Source organism: Desulfopila sp. IMCC35006, from assembly GCF_005116645.1.
GTDB lineage: Bacteria > Desulfobacterota > Desulfobulbia > Desulfobulbales > Desulfocapsaceae > Desulforhopalus_A.
In genome coordinates this window covers 189,633-214,632 of record NZ_SWCM01000005.1, presented here as the reverse complement: position 1 = coordinate 214,632, position 25,000 = coordinate 189,633, and the positions used below count along the sequence as shown (strand labels likewise).

The 25,000-nt window shown below is 51.2% G+C and carries 20 protein-coding genes and 1 riboswitch; of the genes, 12 read left to right on the top strand and 8 right to left on the bottom strand.

Annotation, left to right across the window (positions count from 1 at the left end):
- Positions 1-9 precede the first annotated feature (9 nt).
- From FCL47_RS10925 to FCL47_RS10895, 6 genes are all read left to right on the top strand, one after another.
- Positions 10-615, top strand: coding sequence for a hypothetical protein (locus FCL47_RS10925; protein WP_136813534.1), 606 nt, complete (start codon positions 10-12; stop codon positions 613-615).
- Between the two features lie 97 nt (positions 616-712).
- Positions 713-2,656, top strand: a complete 1,944-nt coding sequence (locus tag FCL47_RS10920) for a S8 family serine peptidase (RefSeq protein ID WP_136813533.1) — start codon at positions 713-715, stop codon at positions 2,654-2,656.
- A 347-nt stretch (positions 2,657-3,003) separates the two neighbouring features.
- The gene (locus FCL47_RS10915; protein WP_136813532.1) at positions 3,004-3,672 is read left to right on the top strand and encodes a PEP-CTERM sorting domain-containing protein; all 669 of its coding nucleotides are present in this window, start codon (positions 3,004-3,006) and stop codon (positions 3,670-3,672) included.
- Positions 3,673-4,145: 473 nt separating this feature from the next.
- Complete coding sequence (locus tag FCL47_RS10910; protein ID WP_136813531.1) at positions 4,146-6,185, top strand: hypothetical protein; 2,040 nt, start codon at positions 4,146-4,148, stop codon at positions 6,183-6,185.
- A gap of 271 nt (positions 6,186-6,456) precedes the next feature.
- A complete protein-coding gene (locus FCL47_RS10900; RefSeq protein ID WP_153306365.1) occupies positions 6,457-8,532 on the top strand; it encodes a hypothetical protein in 2,076 nt (691 codons plus the stop codon).
- 267 nt (positions 8,533-8,799) lie between these two features.
- Entirely contained in the window at positions 8,800-8,991 is a 192-nt protein-coding gene (locus FCL47_RS10895) for a ferredoxin (protein WP_136813528.1), read from the top strand.
- A gap of 39 nt (positions 8,992-9,030) precedes the next feature.
- On the opposite strand, the gene FCL47_RS10890 is transcribed toward FCL47_RS10895, so the two are convergent.
- Genes FCL47_RS10890 through FCL47_RS10875 form a run of 4 tightly spaced genes read right to left on the bottom strand, consistent with a single transcriptional unit; the run spans position 9,031 to position 12,606 of the window.
- Entirely contained in the window at positions 9,031-10,497 is a 1,467-nt protein-coding gene (locus FCL47_RS10890; protein ID WP_136813527.1) for a TrkH family potassium uptake protein, read from the bottom strand.
- Positions 10,494-11,831, bottom strand: a complete 1,338-nt coding sequence (gene trkA / locus FCL47_RS10885) for a Trk system potassium transporter TrkA (RefSeq protein ID WP_136813526.1) — start codon at positions 11,829-11,831, stop codon at positions 10,494-10,496. Before trkA ends, FCL47_RS10890 begins: the two co-directional genes overlap by 4 nt.
- 42 nt (positions 11,832-11,873) lie before the next feature.
- Entirely contained in the window at positions 11,874-12,353 is a 480-nt protein-coding gene (ybaK, locus tag FCL47_RS10880; protein ID WP_136813525.1) for a Cys-tRNA(Pro) deacylase, read from the bottom strand.
- A 19-nt stretch (positions 12,354-12,372) separates the two neighbouring features.
- Positions 12,373-12,606, bottom strand: coding sequence for a hypothetical protein (locus FCL47_RS10875; protein WP_136813524.1), 234 nt, complete (start codon positions 12,604-12,606; stop codon positions 12,373-12,375).
- A gap of 263 nt (positions 12,607-12,869) precedes the next feature.
- On the opposite strand from FCL47_RS10875, the gene FCL47_RS10870 reads away from it, so the two are divergent.
- Together FCL47_RS10870 and FCL47_RS10865 are read left to right on the top strand one after the other, a co-directional pair.
- Positions 12,870-13,529 (top strand): DUF2959 domain-containing protein, encoded by a 660-nt coding sequence (locus FCL47_RS10870; protein WP_240744208.1) that lies wholly within the window; start codon positions 12,870-12,872, stop codon positions 13,527-13,529.
- A gap of 35 nt (positions 13,530-13,564) precedes the next feature.
- Positions 13,565-14,410, top strand: a complete 846-nt coding sequence (locus tag FCL47_RS10865) for a neutral zinc metallopeptidase (RefSeq protein ID WP_136813523.1) — start codon at positions 13,565-13,567, stop codon at positions 14,408-14,410.
- A 109-nt stretch (positions 14,411-14,519) separates the two neighbouring features.
- Here the strand turns inward: FCL47_RS10865 and FCL47_RS10860 are convergent, their stop codons facing one another.
- Both FCL47_RS10860 and FCL47_RS10855 read right to left on the bottom strand, forming a co-directional pair.
- Positions 14,520-16,295, bottom strand: a complete 1,776-nt coding sequence (locus tag FCL47_RS10860; RefSeq protein WP_136813522.1) for an SLC13 family permease — start codon at positions 16,293-16,295, stop codon at positions 14,520-14,522.
- A 426-nt stretch (positions 16,296-16,721) separates the two neighbouring features.
- The gene (locus tag FCL47_RS10855) at positions 16,722-17,747 is read right to left on the bottom strand and encodes a hypothetical protein (RefSeq protein ID WP_136813521.1); all 1,026 of its coding nucleotides are present in this window, start codon (positions 17,745-17,747) and stop codon (positions 16,722-16,724) included.
- Positions 17,748-18,277: 530 nt separating this feature from the next.
- On the opposite strand from FCL47_RS10855, the gene FCL47_RS10850 reads away from it, so the two are divergent.
- The 4 genes from FCL47_RS10850 to cobT all read left to right on the top strand — a co-directional run bounded on the left by FCL47_RS10850 (position 18,278) and on the right by cobT (position 23,039).
- Positions 18,278-19,039 carry a YiiX/YebB-like N1pC/P60 family cysteine hydrolase gene (locus FCL47_RS10850; protein WP_136813520.1) on the top strand — a complete coding sequence of 254 codons (762 nt, stop codon included), beginning with the start codon at positions 18,278-18,280 and terminating at the stop codon, positions 19,037-19,039.
- A gap of 109 nt (positions 19,040-19,148) precedes the next feature.
- A riboswitch (cobalamin riboswitch) is annotated at positions 19,149-19,379 on the top strand.
- 213 nt (positions 19,380-19,592) lie between these two features.
- Complete coding sequence (gene trpD, locus FCL47_RS10845; protein WP_136813519.1) at positions 19,593-20,699, top strand: anthranilate phosphoribosyltransferase; 1,107 nt, start codon at positions 19,593-19,595, stop codon at positions 20,697-20,699.
- Between the two features lie 2 nt (positions 20,700-20,701).
- Positions 20,702-20,914 (top strand): hypothetical protein, encoded by a 213-nt coding sequence (locus FCL47_RS10840; RefSeq protein ID WP_136813518.1) that lies wholly within the window; start codon positions 20,702-20,704, stop codon positions 20,912-20,914.
- 1 nt (position 20,915) lies between these two features.
- Positions 20,916-23,039 (top strand): nicotinate-nucleotide--dimethylbenzimidazole phosphoribosyltransferase, encoded by a 2,124-nt coding sequence (gene cobT, locus FCL47_RS10835; RefSeq protein WP_136813517.1) that lies wholly within the window; start codon positions 20,916-20,918, stop codon positions 23,037-23,039.
- Here the strand turns inward: cobT and FCL47_RS10830 are convergent.
- Both FCL47_RS10830 and FCL47_RS10825 read right to left on the bottom strand, forming a co-directional pair.
- On the bottom strand, positions 23,030-24,142 hold the full coding sequence (locus FCL47_RS10830; protein WP_205747285.1) for an Lrp/AsnC ligand binding domain-containing protein: 1,113 nt from the start codon (positions 24,140-24,142) through the stop codon (positions 23,030-23,032). The two genes, cobT and FCL47_RS10830, sit on opposite strands and share 10 nt — an antisense overlap.
- Entirely contained in the window at positions 24,126-24,719 is a 594-nt protein-coding gene (locus tag FCL47_RS10825) for a metallophosphoesterase (protein WP_136813515.1), read from the bottom strand. Before FCL47_RS10825 ends, FCL47_RS10830 begins: the two co-directional genes overlap by 17 nt.
- Between the last annotated feature and the right edge of the window lie 281 nt (positions 24,720-25,000).

Genomic DNA, 25,000 nt, shown 5'->3' with positions numbered 1-25,000 from the left:
AGATAGCCAATGCGTCTGCAACGCAGGCGCAGATTGGCGGCTATCTCTTTTGCCTGCGGTGCCCGGTTTGACCTGTTCTTTCATTATCCTGGAGTAGCAAAAGGAGATGTTGATATGAACTCAAAAAAATTTTCAAACAGCTGTATAAAATCTAAGCGATACCTGATCCTGGTCCTCTTGCTGGCCGGTCTGTTCCTGCAGAATCCTCCTTTTACTGGTGATGCCAATGGAGCCGCCATGCCGGCCAGACCCGAACCGCTGCAAACCAGTCAGGCCTTTGAGCAGCAGCTGAAAGAGCAATATGGGATTGAATTGACGGCCCTGCGCATGACGGCTGCCAATCGAATGATAGATTTTCGTTATCGCGTCCTTGATAAAGACAAAGCAGCTCCCCTCTTTAAACGACAGATCAAACCCTATCTCGTCCATCAGGCCAGCGGCAAGGTACTGGCGGTGCCGAATACGGCCAAGGTCGGATCGTTGCGCAATTCCAATATGCCCCAGCAGGGCCGGATTTACTGGATGTTCTTCGGCAACAATGGCCTCGTCAAGAACGGCGATAAGGTCAGCGTTGTTATCGGAGACTTTCGGGCTGACAACCTGATCGTCGAGTAACAGGTAAAGTTCCTGGCCTGAATATTATCGAGCAGTTTTACACTGTTTGGTGCCAAAAAAAGCTTTTAGCAGATGGTGAAAATAAGGAGATAAAGTTATGCATACAATACTACAGAGAACGAGCATATTTGGTGCATTACTCCTTTTCCTCCTCTCCGCTGTATTTGTCACAGCCGGTACAATTACCCCGCAACTGCAGGAGGTCCTTGACACCGCCAAAGCGAAAGAGGAAATCGCAGTAATCGTTCAACTAAGTGATCAGATTGACAGAAAACAGTTTAAGAAATTCACGAAAAAACTGCGCAGACTGCATCTGCTGAAAGAACTGAAGCAACAAGCCGCCGCGAATCAGACTTCCTTAAAGTCTTATTTGATAGGCGATGGTGCGACGGATGTCCGCAGCCTGTGGATCATTAACGGAATAGCCATTAAAGCCAAGCCTTCCGTTATAAAAAAATTAGCCAAACGTCCGGAAGTTGTTGAGATCAGGCTGGATGCGCCGATGCTTCTGTCTGTCGATGCTGGTACGGCAAGCGCTGCGACAGAGTGGAACATTGCGATGCTTGGCGCCGATGTCGTATGGGCCCAAGGTTACCGGGGGCAGGGAGTAGTTGTTGCCTCTATGGACAGCGGTGTTGATTATAACCATGTTGATCTCGCCGGTAACTGGCGGGGTGGTGGCAATAGCTGGTTTGATCCGCACGGCCAGCATAGTCTGCCCTATGATGCGAATGGCCATGGGACGCAGACGATGGGTATCATGGCTGGTCAGAACCTGGGGGCAACGGCCATAGGCATGGCACCCGCGGCAAAATGGATAGCGGTCAAGGTTTTTGATGACGGCGGTTCCGCCCTGATGAGTGATATTCATGCCGGGTTCCAATGGCTGCTCGATCCGGATAACGATCCTAACACCGATGACGCCCCGGATATCGTTAATAACTCATGGGGATTTCCCGAGACAATTAACAGTTGTCAGACGGAGTTTGAACCGGATATACAAACCTTGCGCCAGCTGGGGATAAGTGTCGTGTTTTCCGCCGGTAATCAGGGAGGCGGACCGTCCAGCATCAGCCCTGCCAACAACCCCGGAGCCTTTGCCGTCGGGGCGGTCGATCAGAGCGAATTCATAACGTCGTTTTCCAATCAGGGGCCTTCTGCCTGCGGGCAGGGAAGTATTTATCCTGGTGCAGTCGCGCCGGGCTATCTGGTAAATACCTCCGATCTCACCTTTGGCGGCCTTTTTCCCAATGCCACCATGCTGGTGAGCGGCACTTCCTTTGCCGCTCCCCATGTCAGTGGAACCATGGCGCTGCTGTTAAGCAGCAACCCTGCCTTGACCCCTGATGATCTGGAAACAGCCATAACCCATTCGTCAATTGATCGGGGTGATGTCGGTGAAGACAATGTCTACGGCTACGGACTGGTCAATGCGGCCAATGCCCTGGCATATGTCTCCGGGTCTGGTCAATGCAGCGATGGGGATGGCGATGGTTTTTTTGCCGAGGCGTCCTGTGGAACCCCGGTTGACTGCAATGACACCGATCCGGCTGTTTATCCGGGTGCGCCGGAAGTGGCCGGTGATGGTATTGATCAGGATTGTGATGGGCAGGATCTTGTTCTGCCGCTGTGCAGCGATGGGGATGGCGATGGTTTTTACGCCGAGGCGTCCTGTGGAACTCCGGTTGACTGCAATGATGCCGATCCCAACGTCTATCCAGGCGCTCCTGAAGTGGTAGGCGATGCAATTGATCAGAACTGTGACGGCTATGACCTGACGATTGCTATATCCAAGGCCCTTTACAACGCCAGCACGGATAAAATTGTGGTCTTTGCCACATCAGCTCAAGGCAGTAATGCTGATCTGGACGTTACTATCCCCGGAATGGGATCCTATGCGCTGAACTGGAATAATTCGAAAAATCGGTGGCAGAAGACCATATCCAAGGCCATTAAAAAAGGCTTACAGCCAGACAGCGGCATCATCCTCACTGTATCTGGACCTGAAGGGGCGGTGAGTACGTCCCTCACTGTTAAATAGCAGCTAACAGGTATTGTTCAGTCTTCCTGGCTCACGGGGTAACAGTGGGCCAGCGAAGGGATACAGACTGCAGCAGGTATGTTTCCAGTAAACAGGAAACCCCCAGACTGTTGAATCCGGAAAGACGGAAAAAACCGGCTGTTGTACCAGGGCGAAAACACTTAATATCGGGCAATGCTCTGAAATATAAGAAATAAAAATCAGAGTATTACGATGTGGTATGGCTTTTGCTCTAACAACCTAAAGCATGTCTGCAGGAGTGGTTGCTTGAACCTGCTGCAAGCAACAGGCGCATCTGGTGAAGATGCATATTTTCACAATATCACAAACTACATGAAGGAGAAAATATGAGAACAAATTTGATATCGGCAATGTGTGTTGTAAGTTTATTGTGGCTTGGAACGGCGAATGCAAATTTGATCCGCAATGGCGATTTTGAAACGGGTACTCTTGATGGGTGGAAGGTCGCAAACGATGTAATGCTTACCGCCGCAACGAGTGGTATTTTTTCTGGTCCGGTTGACGGAATGGATGGCAATTATGCTGTATTGGGGTATGGCACCAATGCTAACACAAACAGGCTTTGGCAAGATTTTGATGTCTCAGGTTTCAATACGGTTCAGGTCTCTTTTGATTGGGTCTTTGATTTCCAGGATCAAGCAACAGGCGTAAAGGATGTGTTCGTCTCGATCCTGAGAGATTTTGATAGCGGAACGGTAAACATCACACTCGATAGATTGCATTCCACTGGTAATGATAATAAGCTTAAAAGCCAACTGCTTTATGGCTCTTATTCTGAGATAATTGATGTTTCGAGTTTTGCAACAACAAACACTCGATTGCGATTTCAATTAAATGAGAACGTTGGCAATTTATACTCAAAAGCAGGGATTGACAATGTCAGTGTGAATCCTGTGCCGGAGCCCGCTACTATGCTGCTTTTTGGTACAGGTCTAGTCGGGCTGATTGCCTTCAGCAGGAGAAAAGCCAGAAAGCAGGATACTTCCGCAAAATAAATTTTGCCTCTCACCGATAATTCAGCTCAATTTCACGTAACAGGGGTATCTTGATCCGTCAGACTAGGGGGTTTTTACAGGGCCCCTTATTCTGCGCTCAGAGCGAAGTGCAAATTTGGTACTGTCGCTTCTCCCTCATCCGCAAAAAATGCACCGTCCCTTCGCCCGCCAATTTTTCCGTAGGTCTTGAGCTCGAAAGCAAGAGGAGCAGACACCGTAGCCGGTTATCCATTCCGGATGGTGTATCATGTCCTTAAGTTTATGCGATTATTGGTCTGTGTTAATAATATTTATAATTAATCTCCAGGTTTAGTCATTGATAGGAAATAACAAAAGAAGTTGCTAAAATGCTAAACAAGCACTTTGTGGCACTTCTTTTGCACAGTAATTCCTACATAGTGGTGTACGTCCAAGGGGAGCCCTGTAATGCGCGCAACAGTGGTCTTCACTAACAAAAAACCCTGGAGGGTTGTATGAAGAAAGTTTTAATTGCCGTCGGTTTAGGTGTCTTGATCAGCGGTGCCAGTTATGCTGCGAATCGAGACATACAAATGTCAACAACGCCGACGGAAGCAGTGCTTGGCGAAAGCGTTCAGTTCCAGTGTAATGGGGTAGGTGACTGGAGTCGCCGGTTACGATCAGGCCGCATAGATATAATAAATGCAAAGGGGACGACAGTAATCTCCCGCGCTGATATGAAAATTGACGGTCTATCGGCAAATTACGATTTTGTCATCCCGGCAGATGAACAAAATGGGAATTGGCAATTCCAATGTGAACTTCGGGATCGAAGTAATCGATTAACCCGGACTGCTAATCTGGTTGTTGCCGATTCGACAACAACAGCTCCGCCGATTGACCCGCCTCCATCAGTTGATCCACCGGTCGATGGCCCGATTCCTGCCCACAATACCATAACTGCCTACAACGGCCCTGCAACCTGTATTGCCTGTCACCAGGTAGAGGCAACGGAGATGCTCCAGAGCCTGCATATGCAGTGGTCCGGGCCAACGCCCAATCTAACCAATACTCAAGGTAAATCGTTTGGTAAAGCCAAGGATGGGATCAACACCTTCTGTACCTATGCCATGTCATCGAAGGCTGCCTGTTTTTCCTGCCATGTTCGTGCCGACGGCAATGCCCCCGATCCTGTGAAAGCGGAGGATGTCGACTGCCTTATGTGTCATAATGACACCTATCAGCGAACATTTGTTACAGACCCAAATAATACCGTGACCGTAACCAATGTTGATAATGTGAAAAAGACCTACGTGTTCGGCAAGGTCGATGGCCAGGGCAATTATACCACCGTGCCGGATTTTGCCAAAATGCCTGTCGGCACCAACATGGTCAATATCGCCAGAACGGTGCACTTGCCGACCAATACCTCCTGTCTGCGCTGTCATGCCACAGCTGGCGGCGGTGACTGGACCAAGCGCGGTGATATGGGTAAGAACTCCGCCAATGCAACGGTTGAGCAGGATGTCCATCTGGCTAAAGACGGTGCCGGCCTCGCGTGTGTAGACTGCCATTCGGCCCTCAACCATAAAATCGCCGGACGTGGCATAGATCTGCGCCAGACCGAAGCTGTGGCGCCAACCTGTAAATCCTGTCATACTACGGCACCGCACTCCGACGCAACCTTGAACAGGCATGCCCAGGGCCAGGTCAGCTGCCAGGTCTGCCATATTCGCACCTTTGGTAAAGGTGGAGCAACAGAGATGTCCAGAGACTGGAGCCAGCCTACCTGGAATCCCACTTTCTGTTCCGGCCAGGGTGGTTTTGTCGGGCATGAGGTCAAACAGGCCAACGTGAAGCCCGATTATGTATGGTTTGACGGTACTTCCTATGTGTACAATGTTGGTGAAAAAATCCAACCCGACGCAAATAACATTCTGCATATGGCCAAAGCCAACGGCTCGCCATTTGACGGCAAGTCGTATATCGTGCCGATTAAGCGACATTTCACCAACATGCCTTTTGATGTGAGCAGTGGCAGGATCATTCCGCCGGCGATCATGTGGATGTTTATGACCGGTGATTTTGATCAGGCCGTTCAAAAAGGGCTTGAAGAGCAGGCTGCCAAGGGCAGGGCCGGTGATTATACGGGTAACTATGCAATGTACCAGGCCGATGCCGAAATGCTCATCACCCACGGCGTTGAACCGAAGGAAAAGGCCCCTTCCTGCATAGAGTGTCATAATAACAGCGGCTCAACCCCGGACGGCGCCGGCATGCTCCCCTTTGATGCGCTTGGCTACCATAAGGTGCCTGATGCCGTACGGTCATGCACTCTTTGCCATGAGCGAAAAAGTGCAAGCTGGGAAGCCATGCACAACACGCATCGCCAGAAAGTATCCTGCAGCAGCTGTCATACTCAGGAGCCCACCGGCGTAAAGCAGGGTGTCTGCAGCAGCTGTCATGGGAACAAGTCCTGGCCGTCCTCTGAAGGTCATAAAAAGCATGTCACGGAAAAAGGATATGACTGCGTAAGGTGCCATACCTTTACTTAACATGTGATGTTGTAATTTTCAGCAAGGTGCACCCATTCGGGTGCACCTTTTTTTTTTGAGCCGCTCGTCATTTCCAACTGCTTCGAGAAAGAGACGGGCCTCGACTTCCATCCAGCAAAAATTTGATCCTTCCTGTAAAAGAATATTAAGGATTGTCAGGCACACAATGTGGCACCTTCTTTGCAAAGTACTACGCTGTGGAGAAAAAGCTGAGGCCATAGCTTTCGCACGAAAGATGGGTCTTATTCAGGTAAAGCTTCGGAGGGTTGGTATGAAACAGATTGTAATTGCGGTAAGTTTAGGGATCATGATCAGCAGCAGCTGTTATGCTGATGATCATGATCGGTATATCAAAATGTCGGCGAATCCGGCAAATCCGGCTCTTGGGAAGACAGTGCAGTTTCAGTGTTCGGAAGGTGGAGAGTGGCGGAGTTCGTTACGTTCGGCAAAAATAAGCATAACGAATCCTCAGGGCCTTCGGGTGGTTTCCGGGGCCGGCATGGAGCTTGATGGAATTGCTGCCAAGTACGATTTTGTTGTTCCTTCGAATGGGAAAATTGGAAACTGGAAATACAAATGCGAGCTTCGAGACAGAAAATCGCGGCTCAGGAGCACAGCCTCATTTGCTGTAATCGATTCCCCGGTAGTTGATCCTCCCGTCGATCCCCCGGTCGATCCGCCACCGGTAGTTGACCCGCCCGTCGATCCCCCTGTCGATCCACCGCCGGTAGTTGATCCACCAGTCAACGGCCCCATTGAGGCTCATAACACCATTACTGAATATAATGGTCCTGCCACCTGCATCACCTGTCATCAGAAAGAGGCGGCAGAGATGCTCGACAGCCTGCATATGCAATGGTCAGGGGCAACACCTGATCTCACCAACACGAAAGGTGAGTCGCTTGGCAAAGGCAAAGGTGGCATCAACACCTTCTGTACCTATGCCATGTCTTCGAAAGGTGCCTGTTTCTCCTGTCATGTTCGGGGGGATGGCAATGCCCTGGATGCGCCAAAACCTGAAGATGTCGACTGTTTGATGTGTCATAGCGATGCATACCAGCGGAAATTTATTGCCGATCCAAATAACACAGAGACTGTAACGAACGTGTTCGGACAGGTAAAAACATATGTTTTTGGCAAGGTCGATGCCGAGGGTAACTATACAACCGTCCCTGATTTCGATAAAATGGCTGCTGGCACCAGCATGGTCAATGTTGCCAGGACCGTGCACTTGCCGACCAATGCATCTTGTCTGCGCTGTCATGCCACAGCGGGTGGCGGTGACTGGACCAAGCGTGGTGATATGGGTCTCAATTCCGCCAATGCGACAATTTCTCAAGATGTCCATCTGGCCAAAGATGGCGCCAATCTCTCCTGTGTTAACTGTCATGCCGCGCTGAATCATCAGATCAGCGGACGTGGCATCGATCTGCGGGCGACCGAGGCTGCATCTCCAACCTGCCAGGCCTGCCATACTGATAAGCCTCATGCAAATGCAACCTTGAACAGGCATGCCCAGGGGCAGGTCAGCTGTCAGGTCTGTCATATAAGGGAGTACGCCAAGGGTGGTGCGACGGAGATGTCCAGGGACTGGAGTACTCCTGTGTGGAATGAGAATTTTTGTTCAGGTCAGGGAGGCTTTGTCGGTGAGGAAGTTAAAGCAGCAAATGTGAAGCCTGAATATGTCTGGTTCGATGGGACGTCATACGTCTACAATGTCGGTGAGACAATTGCTGCCGATGCGTCAGGTGTCTACCATATGGCCAGAGCAAATGGCCAACCCTTTGACGGCAAATCTTACATTGTACCCATCAAGCGGCATTTTTCCTCAATGCCCCTGCATGAGAGTGGCAGGATCATCCCACCGGCCATCATGTGGATGTTTATGACCGGTGATTTTGATATTGCCGTCCAGAAGGGCATGGAAGAGCAGGGTCTGTCCGGTAATTATTCTATGGTCAAGGCCGATGCCGAGATGCTCATCACCCATGGTGTCGATCCCAAAGAGAAGGCTCCTTCCTGCGCCGAGTGCCATAACGGCACGGGGTCTACTCCAGACGGAGTCGGTATTGTGCCGTTTGCCGCTCTGGGATATCACACCGTCCCGGCAGCGGTGCGCTCATGCAACCTCTGTCATGAGAAAAAAAGCATGGGTTGGGAAAGCATGCATTCGTATCACGAAGGAAGAGGGTTGTCCTGTGCCAGCTGTCATACTCAGGAGCCCACCGGCGTGAAACAGGGTGTCTGCAGCAGCTGTCATGGAAGTAAATCATGGAAAAGCGAAGGACATAAAAAACACGTTGCCGAAAAACGTATAGCATGTATTAAGTGCCATACCTTTCCGTAAGACCCTGATGTTCTGAAAGACTACAAGGTGCATCCATCCGGGTGCACCTTTTTTATTTGAGACTCTTTACACCGGTCAGTTTGAAGCATGGTACAGTTGAAGAAGTCGACCCCCCTATTAGCGGTCGACTTCTTCAAAATTTAATTTTGAGAACACGAGCAACAGTGCTTACCATTGAAATGGTTCTCGCCTGTAGGACGAGAATAGGGGACAACCGGGCAGCGCTCTGTTGCGGTTGAACAATGAATTATACGAGGAGGGAAAACGATGGCTGGAACAGTAGTAATCGATCAAGAAGAGTGTATTGGCTGTGAAGCGTGTGTTGAGACATGTCCGGAAGTGTTCGCCTTTGACAGCGACGCAGAAAAAGCCTACGTTATCGATGGGGCCAACGGGGATGCGGACTGTGTCGATGAGGCGATTGCTTCATGTCCTGCGGCGTGTATCAGCCGAGAGTAGATCGATCAGCGAGCCGCTATGATCCACGGCTGGTCTGGTTCACTTACCGTTTTTGTTGAACGACCAGAAATCCGGGCAAAACATCGCCAGAAAAGGAATCAGTTCCAGCCGGCCGACCAGCATATCGATTATAAAGATTATCTTCGTTACCGGATGCAGCAAACCAAAAGTGCCCATCGGGCCTATCTCGCCAAATCCCGGGCCGACATTGCCTAGGGTCGCCGCTGTTCCAGCAAGGCCGATCGCGCCATTTTGCTCAATCATGGTCACCGCGAGGCCGGAAAAAATCATCAGCACGAGATAGAACAGCAGAAAACTGATCATCTGGCGCTGGATATCGTCCTGGACGGTCACGCCGCCCAATTTTATCGGCAGGATTGCCTTGGGATGAACGATTTGATCGATTTCTCGTTTGAGAAATTTTGCGGCAAAGAGGACCCTGACCACCTTGATTCCCCCACCGGCCGATCCCGCGCACCCGCCGATAAGCATCATGGCAAAGAGTGTTGCTTGGGCCGGCACAACCCACAGCGCAAAATCGGCGGACGAGAATCCGGTCGTGGTCAAGATGGAAAGTATCTGGAAGACACTGTCCCGCAGGCTGGCGGAAAATGTGCTGTTTTCTATGGTATAAAGAAAACAGCACAGTAGTGCCGAGAAGAAGATGACGATGGCCAGATATAACCGGAATTCGTCATTGGCCAGCAGCGACCGGAACTTTCCCTTTATGAAACATTTATATTGCAACGCAAAGTTCGCTCCGGCGAGCAGCATGAACAGGCTGGTAATCCAGGTAATGGTTGGACTCTGATAGCCCATGATCGATTGGGGGTGGGGTGAAAATCCGCCTGCGGCCATCGTTGCCAGGGAGTTGCAGATCGCATCAAAGACCGGCATGTCGGCAAGGACTAAAAAAATTATCTGCAGACAGGTAAGCAGCACATAAATGAGCCAGAGGGCCTTGGCGGTATGGGCAATGCGCGGGGTGATTTTCTCCTCGCTGGGGCCGGGTGCTTCCGCAAAAAAAATCTGCCGGCCGGCGACCCCGAACTGCGGCAGGATAGCGACAAACAAAACAATGATGCCCATGCCGCCCAGCCATTGGGTGAGGGCCCGCCAGAAAAAAAACGCCCTCGGATACAGGGAAAAATCGGTCAGGATCGTCGCCCCGGTTGTCGTAAAGCCGGAGACGGACTCAAAATAGGCGTCGATAGGATGCAGGCCGAAAAACAGGTAAGGGAGTGCACCGATTGCGGCGGTAATGACCCAGGTCAGGGTGACTATCAGCAGCCCCTCCGTGCGCCTCAGGACATCAAAATTCCGCGCGTTCCGACCATACCACCGGCAGAGTGAGCCAAGGATAAGGGAGCAGAACGAGGCGAGCACAAACGGGATAATCTCGAAATATTCATTATCTATCCCGGCAAAAATGGCCGGCAGGAGAATTATGCCGCCAAAGGCGAGGAGAATTATGCCGAGAGCACTGGCGAGGAGTGGGATTTTCATCGGAAAAAGAACTCCTTGATCATTTCCGAATCTTCTTTCATGGTGAATATTTTCAGTCGGTCCCCCGGCAGCAGCAAGGTGTCGCCATTGGGGATGAGCACTTTGTGCCCTCTGATGATGACGCCGATAATGGCGTTGGCCGTGAGTTTGAGATCTTTTATCTGCACCTCCTTGAACGTATCGGGCAAGGTCAGTCGTAACACCTCGCCTTTGCCGCCTTCCAAAATGGCCAGGACGTTTACGTCACGAACCTGCACCCGGTTCAGGACCTCGGTTAAGGCAGACGCTTTCGGTGAGACCACGACGTCTATGCCGACGTGTTCAAACAGCTCGTAATTCTGGATATTGCCGACCCTGGTGACGATTCTTTTCGACCCGAGTTGTTTTATGAGAAGAGAACAGAGAAGGTTTTTTTCATCATTATTGGTTGTGCAGATGCATGCATCCGCTGCGGCAATCGACTCACTTTCCAGCAGCTCGAGATCGGTGCCATTACCCTGCAGGACCAGGGTTTTTTTGAGTGAATTGGCCAGGAATTCACATCGTTCAGGGTTCTGCTCGATTATTTTCACCTTTTTGTTGGTCCGCTCAAGTTTTTCCGCCAGCATGAAACCGACACTGCCGCCGCCGATAATCGAAACAGTTTTTACTTTTTTGTCATGTTTGAAGAAATCGGCGGCCAGGGTATCAAGTGCTATATCGAAACCGATAAAAAACACCTTGTCGCCATACAGAATGGTGGTGTTCCCTTTGGGGATGAAGAGTTTGCCATCCCGGGTAATGCCCGGGATGAGCACGTCTTGAGGAAAATGACAGTCCTTGATGGATGTATTGATCAGGGAGGAGCCTTCCTTGATCCGATACTCGAAGAGTTTGGCCTTGCCTCCGGCCAGATATTCAACATCGAGGGCTTCCGGCACCGATATAATACGAAATATATCCTGGGTGAGCAATTTTTCCGGCCAGATAATGGAGTCTATATCATAGCGGACATGATAGCGACTATGGGTTGGTGAAGAAAAATTCTTGTAGAGCGATGCCTTGCCGATAAAACAGATTGTTTCGGTATCGACTATTTTCTTGATCGTCCAGCAGGCGACGATATTTGCTTCATCGAGGGCTGAGCAGGCGATGAAAAGGTCCGTTTTATGGGTCTCGATCTTTTCCAGAACGGCAAGGTCGCCACCGCTGCCTTCGACGATTCGGATATCCAGGTTGGCAAATTTCTCACTCAACTCGCCCGGGTCATGGAGAAGAGTGATGTTATGCTGCTGGTGCAACCGCGAAGCGACCAGATAACTCATCTCGGTAGTGCCGTAAATCAGAATATCCATATCGATTTTTTACTCGGTGAATTGAAACCGTCAGCAGATCGCTTACTCGTCCGTCCCTTGACGGATCCCCGCAAAAGTTGCCGTGGTGAGAGCAGCTAAGTCGGCAGGCTTGAGTTCTATTTCCATACCTCTGCGTCCGGCGCTGACAAAGATTGTCGGGAAAGCTTTAGCAGAACTGTCGATCACTGTCACTAATCTTTTTTTCTGACCCAGCGGACTGACGCCGCCCAGCACATAGCCGGTTGTCTTTTCCACCAGTTCTTTTTCGGCCATTGTCGCTTTTTTGCATCCTGCAGCTTTGGCAATCAGCTTCATGCTGAGCATCGATGAAACCGGGACAACGGCTACCGCCAGGCTTTGCTGATCAAGCTGGACCACCAGCGTTTTATAGACTCTCTCTTCGGCAATACCGAGTTTTTCTGCCGCTTCTTTCCCGTAAGATTCGCAGCCTGGATCATGGGTATACTGGTGAACTGTGTAGGCAATTTTTCGTTTTTTAGCGGCGTTGATGGCTGGTGTCATACTTTAGTGACGGAGAAATTTATTTCTCTGAGGAACTTGGTCCGCAAGGATTTTTGGCGGGGTTTGGTTCCGGACTCTCTTTTTGCTCGGGTTTTGTTTCCTCAAGTACTACGCCGGTACCGCAGCAGTCCGGACAGTCTTCGTAGGTGAGCATGAATCTGCTGGCCCCGGCGAAAAAAGAGCTCTGGCCCGAGCCGCCGCAGCCGGGGCAGGGAGTGTTGCTTGGGTGGATGTTTTTGTCAATTTCGGTCATTACGGCGTATCCGGTAATATTTTCTCTGATCACCCCCTTCCATTCCAACAGGTTGAGTTTGGGGGCAATCAGAATATTTTATGTTTCATACACGCTGGTATAAAACAACTATACCATGCCAATTTTTTTGAAACCAGCAGAGTAAAGGAGATGTAACAAGATTTTTGCGGAAATGCAGTCTTATGATTATCATGGGCAAAATGCAGTTTAATTCCGATAATTGATTCATACTATTGCACGATAACCAAAAAGGCCGGGGGAGAATGAAAAAAATAATAATAGAACAGTATGTTACACTATTCATGATGGCATTGTTCCTGCTCTTTTTCAGTGGCTGCACCCAAACCTATTACAGCGCCATGGAAAAAGTTGGAATCCATAAACGGGATATCATGGTCGATCGGGTTGAAGATGCCCGGGATTCCCAAGCTGATGCGCAGAAACAGTTTAAGTCGGCGCTTGAGCAATTCGATTCGGTGGTCAAACTGCAGGAGACAGATCTGAAAAAAGCCTACGACAAGCTTAACAGTGGCTATGAAAACAGCCTGGCATCGGCCAAAGAAGTTTCCAGTTCCATTGATAAAGTCGAGTCGGTAGCTGAAGACCTGTTTGATGAATGGAAAAGGGAGCTGAAGGAATACCAGAATAAGGAACTCCGCGATTCCAGTAAACAAAAACTGCAGATGACCCAGAAGAGATATAAAGAAATGCTGACCAGCATGCACCGGGCCGAGGCCAGCATGGAGCCGGTTCTGAAAATATTTCACGACAATGTCTTATATTTAAAACATAATCTCAATGCCCAGGCGATCGGCTCACTGCAATCTGAGTTTGCCGATCTTAAAGGTCAGATCGATGTTCTTATAAAGGAGATGAATGCTGCAATTATGTCGTCAAATGCCTTTATCGCCGACATTAAGTAAGATGGCATTATTCCGCTAAGCTGGAGGTACAGCCGATGTTATGGAAGACAGGTCGAAGAAGCAGCAACGTTGAAGACCGGCGAGGGGTTCGATTGACCGGAGGGAAGATGAAAGGCGGTGGTATCGGCATCATCCTGCTTGCTCTGGTGGGGATGTACTTTGGCATTGATCCTTCGGTCATTCTCAATTCGGGCCTGGTTGATGGCGGCGGGCCGGTGCAGCAGTCGTCAATGCAGCTCAGTCCGGAAGAGGATCACCTCGCCGACTTTGTCTCGGTTGTGCTCGCTGATACGGAGGATACCTGGGATGTAATATTCCGGGACGCCGGAAGTGCATACCAGAAGCCGAAGCTGGTACTCTTTACCGGAGCGGTGCAGTCGGCCTGCGGCTATGCCCAGTCCGCCACCGGCCCCTTTTACTGTCCGGCAGATAAAAAGGTGTATATCGATCTAAGTTTTTATCGTGAGTTGAAGCATAATCTCCAGGCTCCTGGCGATTTTGCCCAGGCCTATGTGGTTGCCCATGAAATAGGGCATCATGTCCAGAATCTACTGGGGATCAGCGCAAAAATACAGGCGCAGCGGCAGCGGCTTGCACCGGCCGCCTACAACCAGCTTTCGGTTAAGGTGGAGCTGCAGGCCGACTGCTTTGCCGGGGTCTGGGCAAATCATGCCAATCGGGTGCGCCATATCCTGGAGCCTGGTGACGTGGAGGAGGCGCTCAATGCGGCCAGTATGATTGGCGACGACACCCTGCAGAAAAAATCCAGGGGCTATGTCGTTCCAGATTCCTTTACCCACGGAACTTCCAGGCAGCGGGTGAAATGGTTCCGCGAGGGACTGAACAGCGGCGATATCCGCCGCTGCAATACCTTTATCTAAAAAGCGTGCGTGAATTTGTGGTAAATATCTGCATTTGATCCCGATAAACGGGATAAGTTCCTTAACGAAATGATTTTCTTTGAAAAACAAGAAAACCATTTCTAAGTCACTAAAATGGCCATATCAGTGGAATCAGCAGGGTGGAAGCCACAACCACGAAAATATTAAGTGGAATACCCAGCTTCATATAGTCCATGAAGCTGTATCCGCCCGGGCCGTAGACCATGAGGTTGGTCTGGTAGCCCATCGGCGTGGCGAAACAGGCACTCGCCCCGAAACAGATGCCGACGATAAACGGTTTCGGGTCTACGCCAATCCCAAGCGCCGTGGAGATGGCAATAGGCAGCAGCAGCACCGCCGTGGCGTTGTTGCTGAGTAACTGGGTGCAGATGCTGGTGAGGAGGATAATCGCGCCAAGTACGATCAGAGGTGAAAACCCCGAGAAGAGGCTGAGAAAGCTCTCGGCATACAGCTGACTGGCCCCTGTTTTCTGCATGGCAGTACCAAGAGCGATAGTTCCGGCAATGAGCAGCAGCACATCCCCCTGAAGCGCCCGGTAGGCATCGCGCATTTGCAGACAGCCGGTGATAATCATCAGAAAAGCCGCCGTCAGGGCGCAGGTCATAATATCGGCAAGTCCCAGGGTGGCGGTCCCGATCATGCAGATAAAATTGATGATCGACCACCATGCCTTACGATGGTGGACCAGTTCTGAATATACATCCTCAATAACAATATATTCCGTGCTGCTGCGGATCTGCTTGAGTTTACTTTCCAGGCACCAGATAAGCAGAATATCCCCGGTCTGGAGGCGGACATCGTGGATCTGCCTCTCCGTCAGATGCAGGTTGGTACGTTTGACGGCGATGACATTGACATCGCGGTCCCTGGCCAGATCCGTTCTGTGCAGCTGCTGGCCGCGCAGGCTTGAGTGGGGCGCTATAATCAGCTCGACAACAATGGGTGCGTCTTTCTGTGCACCCAGGACCAGGTCTTTTTCCGATGTGGGCAGTTCCACCTCCTCATTGTGCAGAATAGCGACGAGATCGTTGAGCGACCCCTTGACCAGAAGCACATCTCCGGCAGTGATGGTCATTTTATTTCGATCTGGGTGGTAAATATAGGATTTCTTGATCAGTTCAATAACCTTGATGCTGGGGTATTTTTCATCGAAGATTTGGCCCGGACTGCCGCCGATCAGGTTGCTTTTTTCGGGAATTTTGAGCTCAGCCAGATATTGGCGATGATCGCTGTCCTGCAGCTGGCAGATAGGATTGGCCAGGGCAGGAAGCACTTTCGGGGCGGCAAAATAAAGAAAGACAATCCCCGCGGCGGCGAGCGGTACCCCAAGGGTGCTGAGTTCGAACATGGACAACCCCTTGTAACCGAAACTGACACTGAGATCGCTGATAATGATATTGGTGGAAGTGCCGATGAGGGTGCAGGTTCCGGCAAGGATCGAGGCATAGGACACCGGAATAAGAAACTTTGACGGACTGAGGCCGAATTCGCAGCACATGGTCATGACCACCGGGATAAACAGGATGACCACCGGGGTGTTATTGATAAAGGCGCTGGCAATGGCAACGGACAGCAGGATGATGATCAGGGCGAGTTTATAATTGCCGCGGGCGCTGTTGATAATTTTCCTGCCCAGGAATTCGACGCCGCCGGTGCGCATCATCCCTTTGGAGACCACAAACATCGCACCGACGGTGATCACCGCCGGGTTAGCAAAGCCGCCGATAGCCTCGTGAGGGGTGAGAATACGGCTGACGACGAGCAGAACCATGATACCGATAGCAGTCAGATCCACGGAGATTTTTTCCGTTATCAGCAGATAAATGGCCAGAACGAGTATTATTGAAATTATCCAGATATCCATAGGTATGAAGGAGGAATTGGAATGAATCTGAGCTGCCCGAAGATGATGAAAACAATATCACTGTAATCATTCACCGGAGAAATAAAAAGTTTATAGATCCTGAGAGTTGTGCCTGCTGTGGCCGATCGGCCTTGTGTTTAATGATAAACGAGCTGTTCTATCGTCTGGAAATTGGGAGTCGTTCGATGGCCCGTGCGTGTCGGGTTGGATATTTTAAAAGATAGGGTGATGCCTGGAATTGTTCGATATACTTATACGTATTGGTTGGATGGTGATATCTTGTCCAAATATTTGAGGTGCGTGATGGATGGCAGGATTACTGAAAATACGCGGGAATGGAGTGTGCATCGCGGCAAAAGAACCGGAACATGACGCTGCATCGAGTCGCTGTTGTTGTTCCGGTCCTGCCCTGCTCTCAGTCGAGAGTTACTGTATCAGTCGTACGAACAGATCGTCCTGATCCAGCGAACATCTTTCGGAATCACTCCCATCTACTGTTTCCAGATAGGCCTTCCATGGTACAAAGTACTTTTCTCCATGGCCTGCGGCGGGAGCCATATCAATATCCAGTCCGGCCAGACACAGTAATTTGGGAAATGTTCCTGGTCGTTCGGCAGTGAGTTGCGCGATAACCCGATTGAATTCCTGGCGAAGGTGGATTTCCGCCGCGCGAAGGTGCGGTGTCTGGTGGGATACCAGCTGTTGCAGATACGGGAAAAGTGTTGCGTAAAAAGGACCTTTTCGATCAATCTCTTCTGCAGCACAGGTAAAGAAGAACATGTCAGCGCCGAGATGCCGGCCAATTGGCATGCTTCGTCCAGGGATCCAGGCATAGTTTTGCGCATCGAGCGCCTGTCGAAGTTTGGCAGAAAGTGGATAGGAGAACCTGGAACCGGATGTTGAGACCGGCAGGATAGCCCCGTGTTCATCCGGTTCAGCAACCTTGTCGAGGGCAATGAACAGTCTGTTCCCCGGCTTTTCTTCGTCATTTTTCACGAGATCTTTCGGGAAAGTGATGTGATGTTCCCCCTGTCTCGTCTCGGTGAGATAAATATGCTCTTGGGCGAATTTGTACAGCTGCAGAAAGGGGGCAAGGAATCCGGCGGGACATAACTCGTCCGTGCTCCTTTTCACGCGGTCAATCAAATGCGGATGACCGTATAAACCGCCCCAATTTGGATTGTAATGTACCTTGCATGACACCACGATCACCGCATCCTGCTCGCCGCAGTTCTGCATGGTATCCGAATAACTGTCCGGGGAGCTGAAGCTGCAGGATTCGCTGATCTGTACGTTTTCGAAGCCAAGGATATTGCACATACTCTGCAGTCGCGAGGAAAATTCCTCATGGCGCATTATTCTCCCCTTGATTTTCAGCGATGATCCTGTCGATTCTGTTTCTGCGGGCAAAGGCATTGTCATGAGAGTAGGAAGGTTGAGTTGTAACAGCATGTTTTTTCAATTCTCCACAAACTGGCGTTGTCTTGTTATCTGCTAGCAAAATAGGTGCCAGATGATCTTGTCTGGTATGGTGCTGTTTATAAAGGAAGTTTTTAAAATGAAATCATGTCTGTTGCGAAATGCAACGAATAATTGGTAAATGAGAAGAAACATGGCAAAAAAGCGTTTCACAATGCAACGGCTCTTGTACAAGATGCAACAGCTCCCATGCTGACGCAGTGTCTGGTAAAGTTGATCACCGGGTCGTTGGACCGCCTGGACCCGTGCATGAGATCAAGTTCGATGTTATCACGAAAGGCTGTCGACATTAAGATTGGCGCATGCCGATTGATTTCACATTGCTTTTGCTGTATTCACAGAGCTGGTGGTCTTGTTGAGTGTGCCAATTCTGGTGCATGAATTTTCAAAGAGTACTTTGCCCGTCGACACCATAGAACTCCTTTTGGCCGACTGGGAACAGGATGAAGCGCGAGGGCATTTTATTCTGATCGATGAACATTATGGATACACTCTGACTCTCTATGAAAATACTCGAAAAAATAGGTGGGCTCCTGGCGCACTACCTGGCAAAGCCGCGTCCGGGCGGCAATCGGATGGCTACCAATACTGCGAAACAACTGGCAGGCAGCCTTCGTCCCGGCGACGTTTTACTGGTGGAGGGGAACAGTACCTTCAGTGCAGCAATTAAATATCTGACCCAATCCAGTTGGTCGCATGCCGCTCTTTATGTCGGGGATGCAGCCCTGCCGGCGGTGAAAGATTTTCAAGAACAACCGGTGCTCGTCGAAGCTGATATAAATGACGGCGTCCGTTGTGTCGAATTGTCGCATTATGCCCCCTTTCATACCCGTATCTGCCGGCCTGTCGGGTTGCATGAGGATGAAATAGAAAAGGTTATCAACTTTGCCCTCTCGCGTCTGGGATATAAATACGATCTGCAAAACATAATTGACCTTGCCCGATATCTCGTGCCCACCCCTCCTGTTCCGTCACGTTTCAGGCGACGCCTGCTGTCTCTTGGCAGCGCAGATCCAACCCAGGCGATTTGTTCTTCGCTTATCGCCCAGGCCTTTCATTCGATCAAATATCCGATATTACCTGAACTTATTGTCCAGCAATCGGATGACCTCTCCTGTCGTGTCTGCTCCATGGAAATGTACCAAATTCGCCATTATAGCCTTTTCACGCCGCGGGATTTCGATGTTTCCCCGTATTTCCAGATTATCAAACCAACCCTGCAATATGGTTTTGATCCGCACAGGTTCGTTTGGAGTGAAAATTAACCCACCAGCACAAGTGGTACATCCGTGGGCCGCTCATGCAGCAAGCGTTTTTCCGGGTGATCCGTACGTTCAACCATCCTCTGCATCTTGATTTTTCACGGTGTGCAGGGTATATATATCTTCTGCAGGTGCACCTATTGATGGTAAAAGGAAAGACGGTGTGAGTCCGTCACAAGCCAGTCCTTGCTGTATACGAAGGCTGCGGCAGCTGGGAGCACACCCAATCTGTGTTCCCAAATCTTTGTCTTTTAAGGATTCGTCACTGGGAAATCTCGGGAAGGCGGCTGTTCTGCAGGATAATTCGTGAGTCAGAAAGCCTGCCTGCACAGGTGGACGCCGTGCCGGTCCACGCCAGAGTTAACCACTGGAGTTCTCTGTATCTGGAAAATTGTATTGTCTGGTTGCTGCAGACTCTGCATTGTTGCGGATACGGAGACTTATCACCTCGTTGTATCGTCTTTTTCCGTATCCATGAATGAAGCCTCTCGGTGCAGATTTTGCGCAGACACCAAAATCAGGCTGAACGTTCAATAATCCATTCTGGAGTATGGTCATGGATCTGGAAAAAAATCAAAAACTTGGACATATAATTACCCGGCTGATAGCGAGAGAAAATATCTCTCAGCAAGAATCGCATGAGGCCTTCTGCATGGTACTTGAAGGTGAAGTCTCGGACATGCAGCAGGGTGCCTTTCTGGCGGCTCTTACCGCCAAAGGAGAGACCGCAGGGGAGGTCGCCGGTGGCTGGCGGGCGGTGTATGAACTGGATACCGAAAAAGTCGATCTGGCCGATCTGGCCATTGTCGATAACTGCGGGACCGGCATGGACAGTTTCAAGACCTTTAATATCAGCACTGCCGCCTCCCTGGTCGCCGCAGCAGGGGGCGTAACCATTGCCCGCCATGGCGCCCGGGCCATCACCTCAAGCTGTGGCACGGTTGATATGGCCGAATGTCTTGGCGTTGATGTCGAGTGCAGTGTCGATCTTGTGGCCAAAAGCGTCCGACAGGCTGGTATCGGCCTGTTTAACGGCATGAGTCCCCAGGTCCACCCCATGGCGCTTGGACGCATCCTTTCCCAGATCTGTTTTGGCTCCCCGCTCAACATTGCCGCCTCCCTGGCCCATCCCGCTCTGCCCAGGGTGGCGGTGCGCGGGGTCTATTCCCCGGCTCTGCTCAGGCCGGTGGCGGAAGTTATGCAGGCAATCGGCTATACCGACGCCCTCGTGGTCTACGGCGGTATTTCAGGCAGTGACAAGGGGATGGATGAAGGTTCTGTCTGTGGCGCAACTTCCGGCGTGCACCTCAAAAACGGCACACTCACCGATTTCACGTTTCAACCGGAGGACTGCGGCCTGAAAAAACATGCTCCCCAGTTGCTGGCGGCAGATCCGGACAGAAAGAGTGCTGCGGTGAAGATGTATCAGCTGCTGGCCGGCAAGGGGGACCAGGCGCGTCTTGATGCGGTTATATTGAACAGCGGGTTGATTTTTTATGTGCAGGACAGGGTTGCGACTATTACGGAAGGGGTGAACAAGGCAAGGGATCTTCTGCTGTCCGGACTGGCCCTGGTATCGCTTACCCGCTGGATCGAGGTGCAAAACCGCGATCCGGCGGCAGGTTTTGCGAGACTCACTGATTTGCAGAGAGCCGGAGGCTGATTATGACCGAACTCCTTATTATCAAGGCCGGCGATGACTATTTTCGCTGCAGAGACGACCATTTTGAACCGTGTGCGCTGAATAAGGCCAGTGTATTTCCTCTGGACCAGGCAGACCATGTACGATTCCTGTGCCGTAAACTGGCGTTGACCGGGGTGGCTGGACCAGTACTCAGAAAACTTACCATTATCGAAGAACCTTTCGACCAGGTGTGACATGAAACTTATCCTGACCCGGTGTGAAGCTCTGGCGTGTATCGACGACTGTGAGCCTCCGGCAGCCCATGATGGCAATATTGTCCTGACTGTCAGCTGTTGCGCCGTCTGCCGCACCGATGCAAAAATGTGGCGCCAGGGCCATCGCGATCTGGTTCTGCCCAGGGTCCTGGGCCATGAGATTGCCGGCAGGGATCCGCAAAGCGGCAAGCTCTATACCGTCTGGCCGGGGCAGGCCTGTGGTCTTTGCCGGTATTGCCTGAGCGGGCGGGAGAATCTCTGTGATGCAATGCGGATTCTCGGCTTTCATACCGATGGTGGTTTTGCCCGCGCTGTTTCCGTCCCCCACAAGAGTCTGATTGCGGTTGAAGAGGACATCGAACCATTAATTCTGACCTTTGCCGAACCGGTGGCCTGCGTGCTGAATGGTCTTTCGAATAGTGCCCTGGCGGCAAATCAACGGGTCATTCTCTACGGTGGCGGGGTTATGGGCATGATCGCCGCGCTCATTTGCCGAGAGCAGCAGTGCCGGGTGACGGTAATCGAGAGAAGCCAGGAGAAAATTGATCGACTGCGCCCCTTTTGCGCGAAAAATAGCATCGAGCTGGCCAAGGATACCGTTGCCGCTGACTTTGATCTGGCGATAAACTGCTGTGCCGACCCTGCTGCCTTGAGTCTCTGTATTGCCAAGCTCTGCAAAGGCGGGCGGCTGGTCTTTTTTAGCGGGCTTACTAAAAATGAGGACATAGAGACCAACCTGCTCAATCTCATCCACTATAAAGAGCTGGAAATCTACGGTGCCTATGGACCGAGAAGAGAGCATATGGTTCAGGCACTCCCTTTTTGCGCCCGGCAACAGAAAAATCTGGCGATGCTGATCGAAAAAGTGATTTCTCCGGAAGAGGTCGAGGCCGTGCTGCCGCAGATCCTTGCCGGCAATAGTCTGAAATATATTGTCGATTTTACCGGAATGGGCAAACACGCAGAGATGGACAGCTCCACCGGTGCCGGGTCAGAGACCAGACCGAAAAGGGCTGTTGTGCTCTCTGACTTTCTTGGGCAATTGGTAGCCGGGATCAAACCGGTTGCCGAGAGCCTCAAGAGCCAGGCCCGAAAAAAAGTTGACCTGAAGACCAAGCCTCTCGGCGCTCTGGGGAGGATTGAGGAGATTGCCGTGCAGGTGAGCGCAGCCAGACAAAGTCTCAATCCGACGATAGCTTGCAAACGCATGTTTGTCTTTGCCGGCGATCATGGCGTCGTCGAAGAGGGGGTATCGGCTTTTCCGGCCAGGGTGACCCTCCAGATGATCGATAATTTTCTGAATGGAGGTGCCGCGATCAACTCCTTCTGTCGCCATTATGGTATCGAGCTGGCAGTAGTCGATATGGGGGTTAATGGTGAGCTTCGTGACCACCCGATGCTGATAAAACAGAAAGTGGCGCCGGGAACCTGCAATTTTACTCTGCGGCGGGCAATGCGTCCGGATGAAGCGATCCGGGCCATTGAAAACGGCGCACGAATGTTTCTTGAAAAAAATGAGCGACAGCCCTGCGATCTCGTCGGCATGGGGGAAATGGGGATCGGCAACACCAGCAGTGCCGCGGCGATCATCTGCGGCGCCACCGGGCTTGCTCCGGCACAGGTCGTCGGCCGCGGCACCGGGGTGGATGACCGGGGCCTTATGCGCAAGCGGGAAGTGCTCGAAAAAGCCCTCGCCCTGCATCGTCCGCCCAAGGATAACGGACTGGAGCTTCTGTCCATGCTGGGTGGTTTTGAGCTCGGCGGCATTTGCGGCGCGGTTCTGGCTGCTGCCTCGACCGGTTGTGTGGTTGTCCTGGATGGTCTGATATCAACGGCTGCAGGACTGCTCGCATATCTGCTCTGTCCCGAGGTGAAAGACTATCTGATCGCCGGGCATAAGTCGGTGGAAGTGGGGCAGCAGGCAGCGCTTGATATCATGGGACTGACACCGGTGGTCGATCTGGATATGCGCCTCGGTGAGGGGACCGGGGCGGCTGTCACCATGAACCTGGTCGAGCTTTCCTGCTGCATGATGCGGGATATGGCCTCATTTGAGGAGGCTGGAGTGGACAGACACATGGTAGCGGTACGCTGTCATAGATGACAACGGTCCTGGTCCTTGGTCCTCGACATGCCGGGAATCAGGGTCTGTGTCGAGACCACCCCCCGCCACTGCCGGATCGTATACTGGATGAACTGCGACAGGATTTCCGCATCGGAAGAGAGCAGGTCGCGCATCAGGGTAATTTTGGCGATCATGTCGATGGAACCATGGACACTGTGCACCTCGCGGACTTCATCGAGGGCTAAAAGTTTGTCGAAGATCTGTTGTTCGTATTTGCCATCGACGTTGAGGAGGATGAAGACGGTAATTTCCCGCTTCATCTCCGGGTATTCCTGTTCGGTATGTTCTGCCATTTTTTGCCGGAAGGCCTCCATGTCTGTGGGAATGAGTTTGTCGACACCGATGCCGTAGGTCCTTTTGCTGCCTTTTTCCCATTGATGTACGGAAATATACAGGTACAGGTCGTCAACTGTACGGCCCGGAAAGGAACTGATCAGGTTGCTGTTGGCGATAAGGGTTGCCAGGGGACGGTAGATGGTCCTGTACCAGTCGGCTGCCGCCTGCTTGAAGCTGACGGCCTGGTTTTTTTCATTGGTCAGAAACTTTCGATGCTCGCGAACCTGCCACTCCAGATGGGCTATCTGGCCGGGTTCGGTCAGGTCAATGCTTTCGGTCAGACCAGCTTTATCGCGAAAGTGAATTTTTTCGACATAGAGATTGTTTTCCAGGGTGTTTTTCGATGGCAGGAGTTCGACGATTCGGGAGCGGATTTCGGACCGGCCCAGTTCAACCGCTGCTTTGAACCGATGATGGCCGTCGAGGATAAAAAAATCCTCCTTGATCTGATAGAGCGCAATGGGGGGCATATCCTTGCCTTCCCGCATGGCGTCCATGATAGCCTTTAAGCGCTCATCCATCGTGCTGGAGTGGGACTTGAACTGGTTGTCAAAATCGTGGTATCTCCCCACGCTGCCGGTAATTTTATCCAGTGGCACCATCAGGGTGCCCCGTTCGACCGCTTCGTAGGCCTCTTCTTTTTCCTGACGGACGTTGAAATTACTCGGGTTGTCAATTTCATCCTGCCGGGCTTGACCGGTTATAACCTTTTTCAGGGTTGTAAATGGATTAAATTTCGAGAACATGGTAGCCATAGCTGTTTATTACCGAGGTGGATTGAACCCTGGTTAACCGTTCGGAATCGTTCTCAAACAGGGTGTGAATATGTCCATGAATAAAGTAGGTCGGGCGGTATTTTTCAATAAACTGCAAAAACACCCGGAAGCCGCGATGGCATGGATCTTCCGCATCCTTGACGAATCTTGGCGGGGCATGGCTGACAACCAGATCGATGCCGCCGCTGCGCCAGAGGGAAAAACGCATTTTCCGGATAAACCGGGCCATCTGCTTTTCGGTATACTGATTAATATTGCCGTTATACCATCTTGAACCGGAGAAACCGATTATCCTGACAGCACCCATTTTGACAATCTTCCGGTGGATGTGCAGGCAGCCTTGTGGCGGCGATTCCTCATAGCGGAGATCGTGATTGCCGAGAACATACAGCAGCGGCGTATCATAGCGATGTTTTAAGGCGGTGAGGTATTCGGGTGGCAGGTCGCCGCAGGCAAGGATCAGGTCAACGCCGTCAATAGCCGGACTGCCGCCGACCGGCTCCAGCAGGCTTTTGACAACGGTATCGGAGACACTGAGAATTTTCATAAAAGATGCTGATGGGGTGACGGCAATAATCTTTGGTAATTATCCCGATATAATTGTTGTTTATCGCAATTGGCTACTTTTTAGGCCGTCACCATGTTTTTCGGTTGCAAGACTGTTCTGTTTCCCATTATGAATGGAAGGTAACCGTTAATGGCCCTGAGGTTATGCAAGCTTTATCTGTTATCCGGTGAACGTCGACAACGAAAGAGCGTCTCCCTTGATCATATACTGCAAACAGCATGGAAATACTATGGTGAAACGAGCCGGCAACACCATACTGT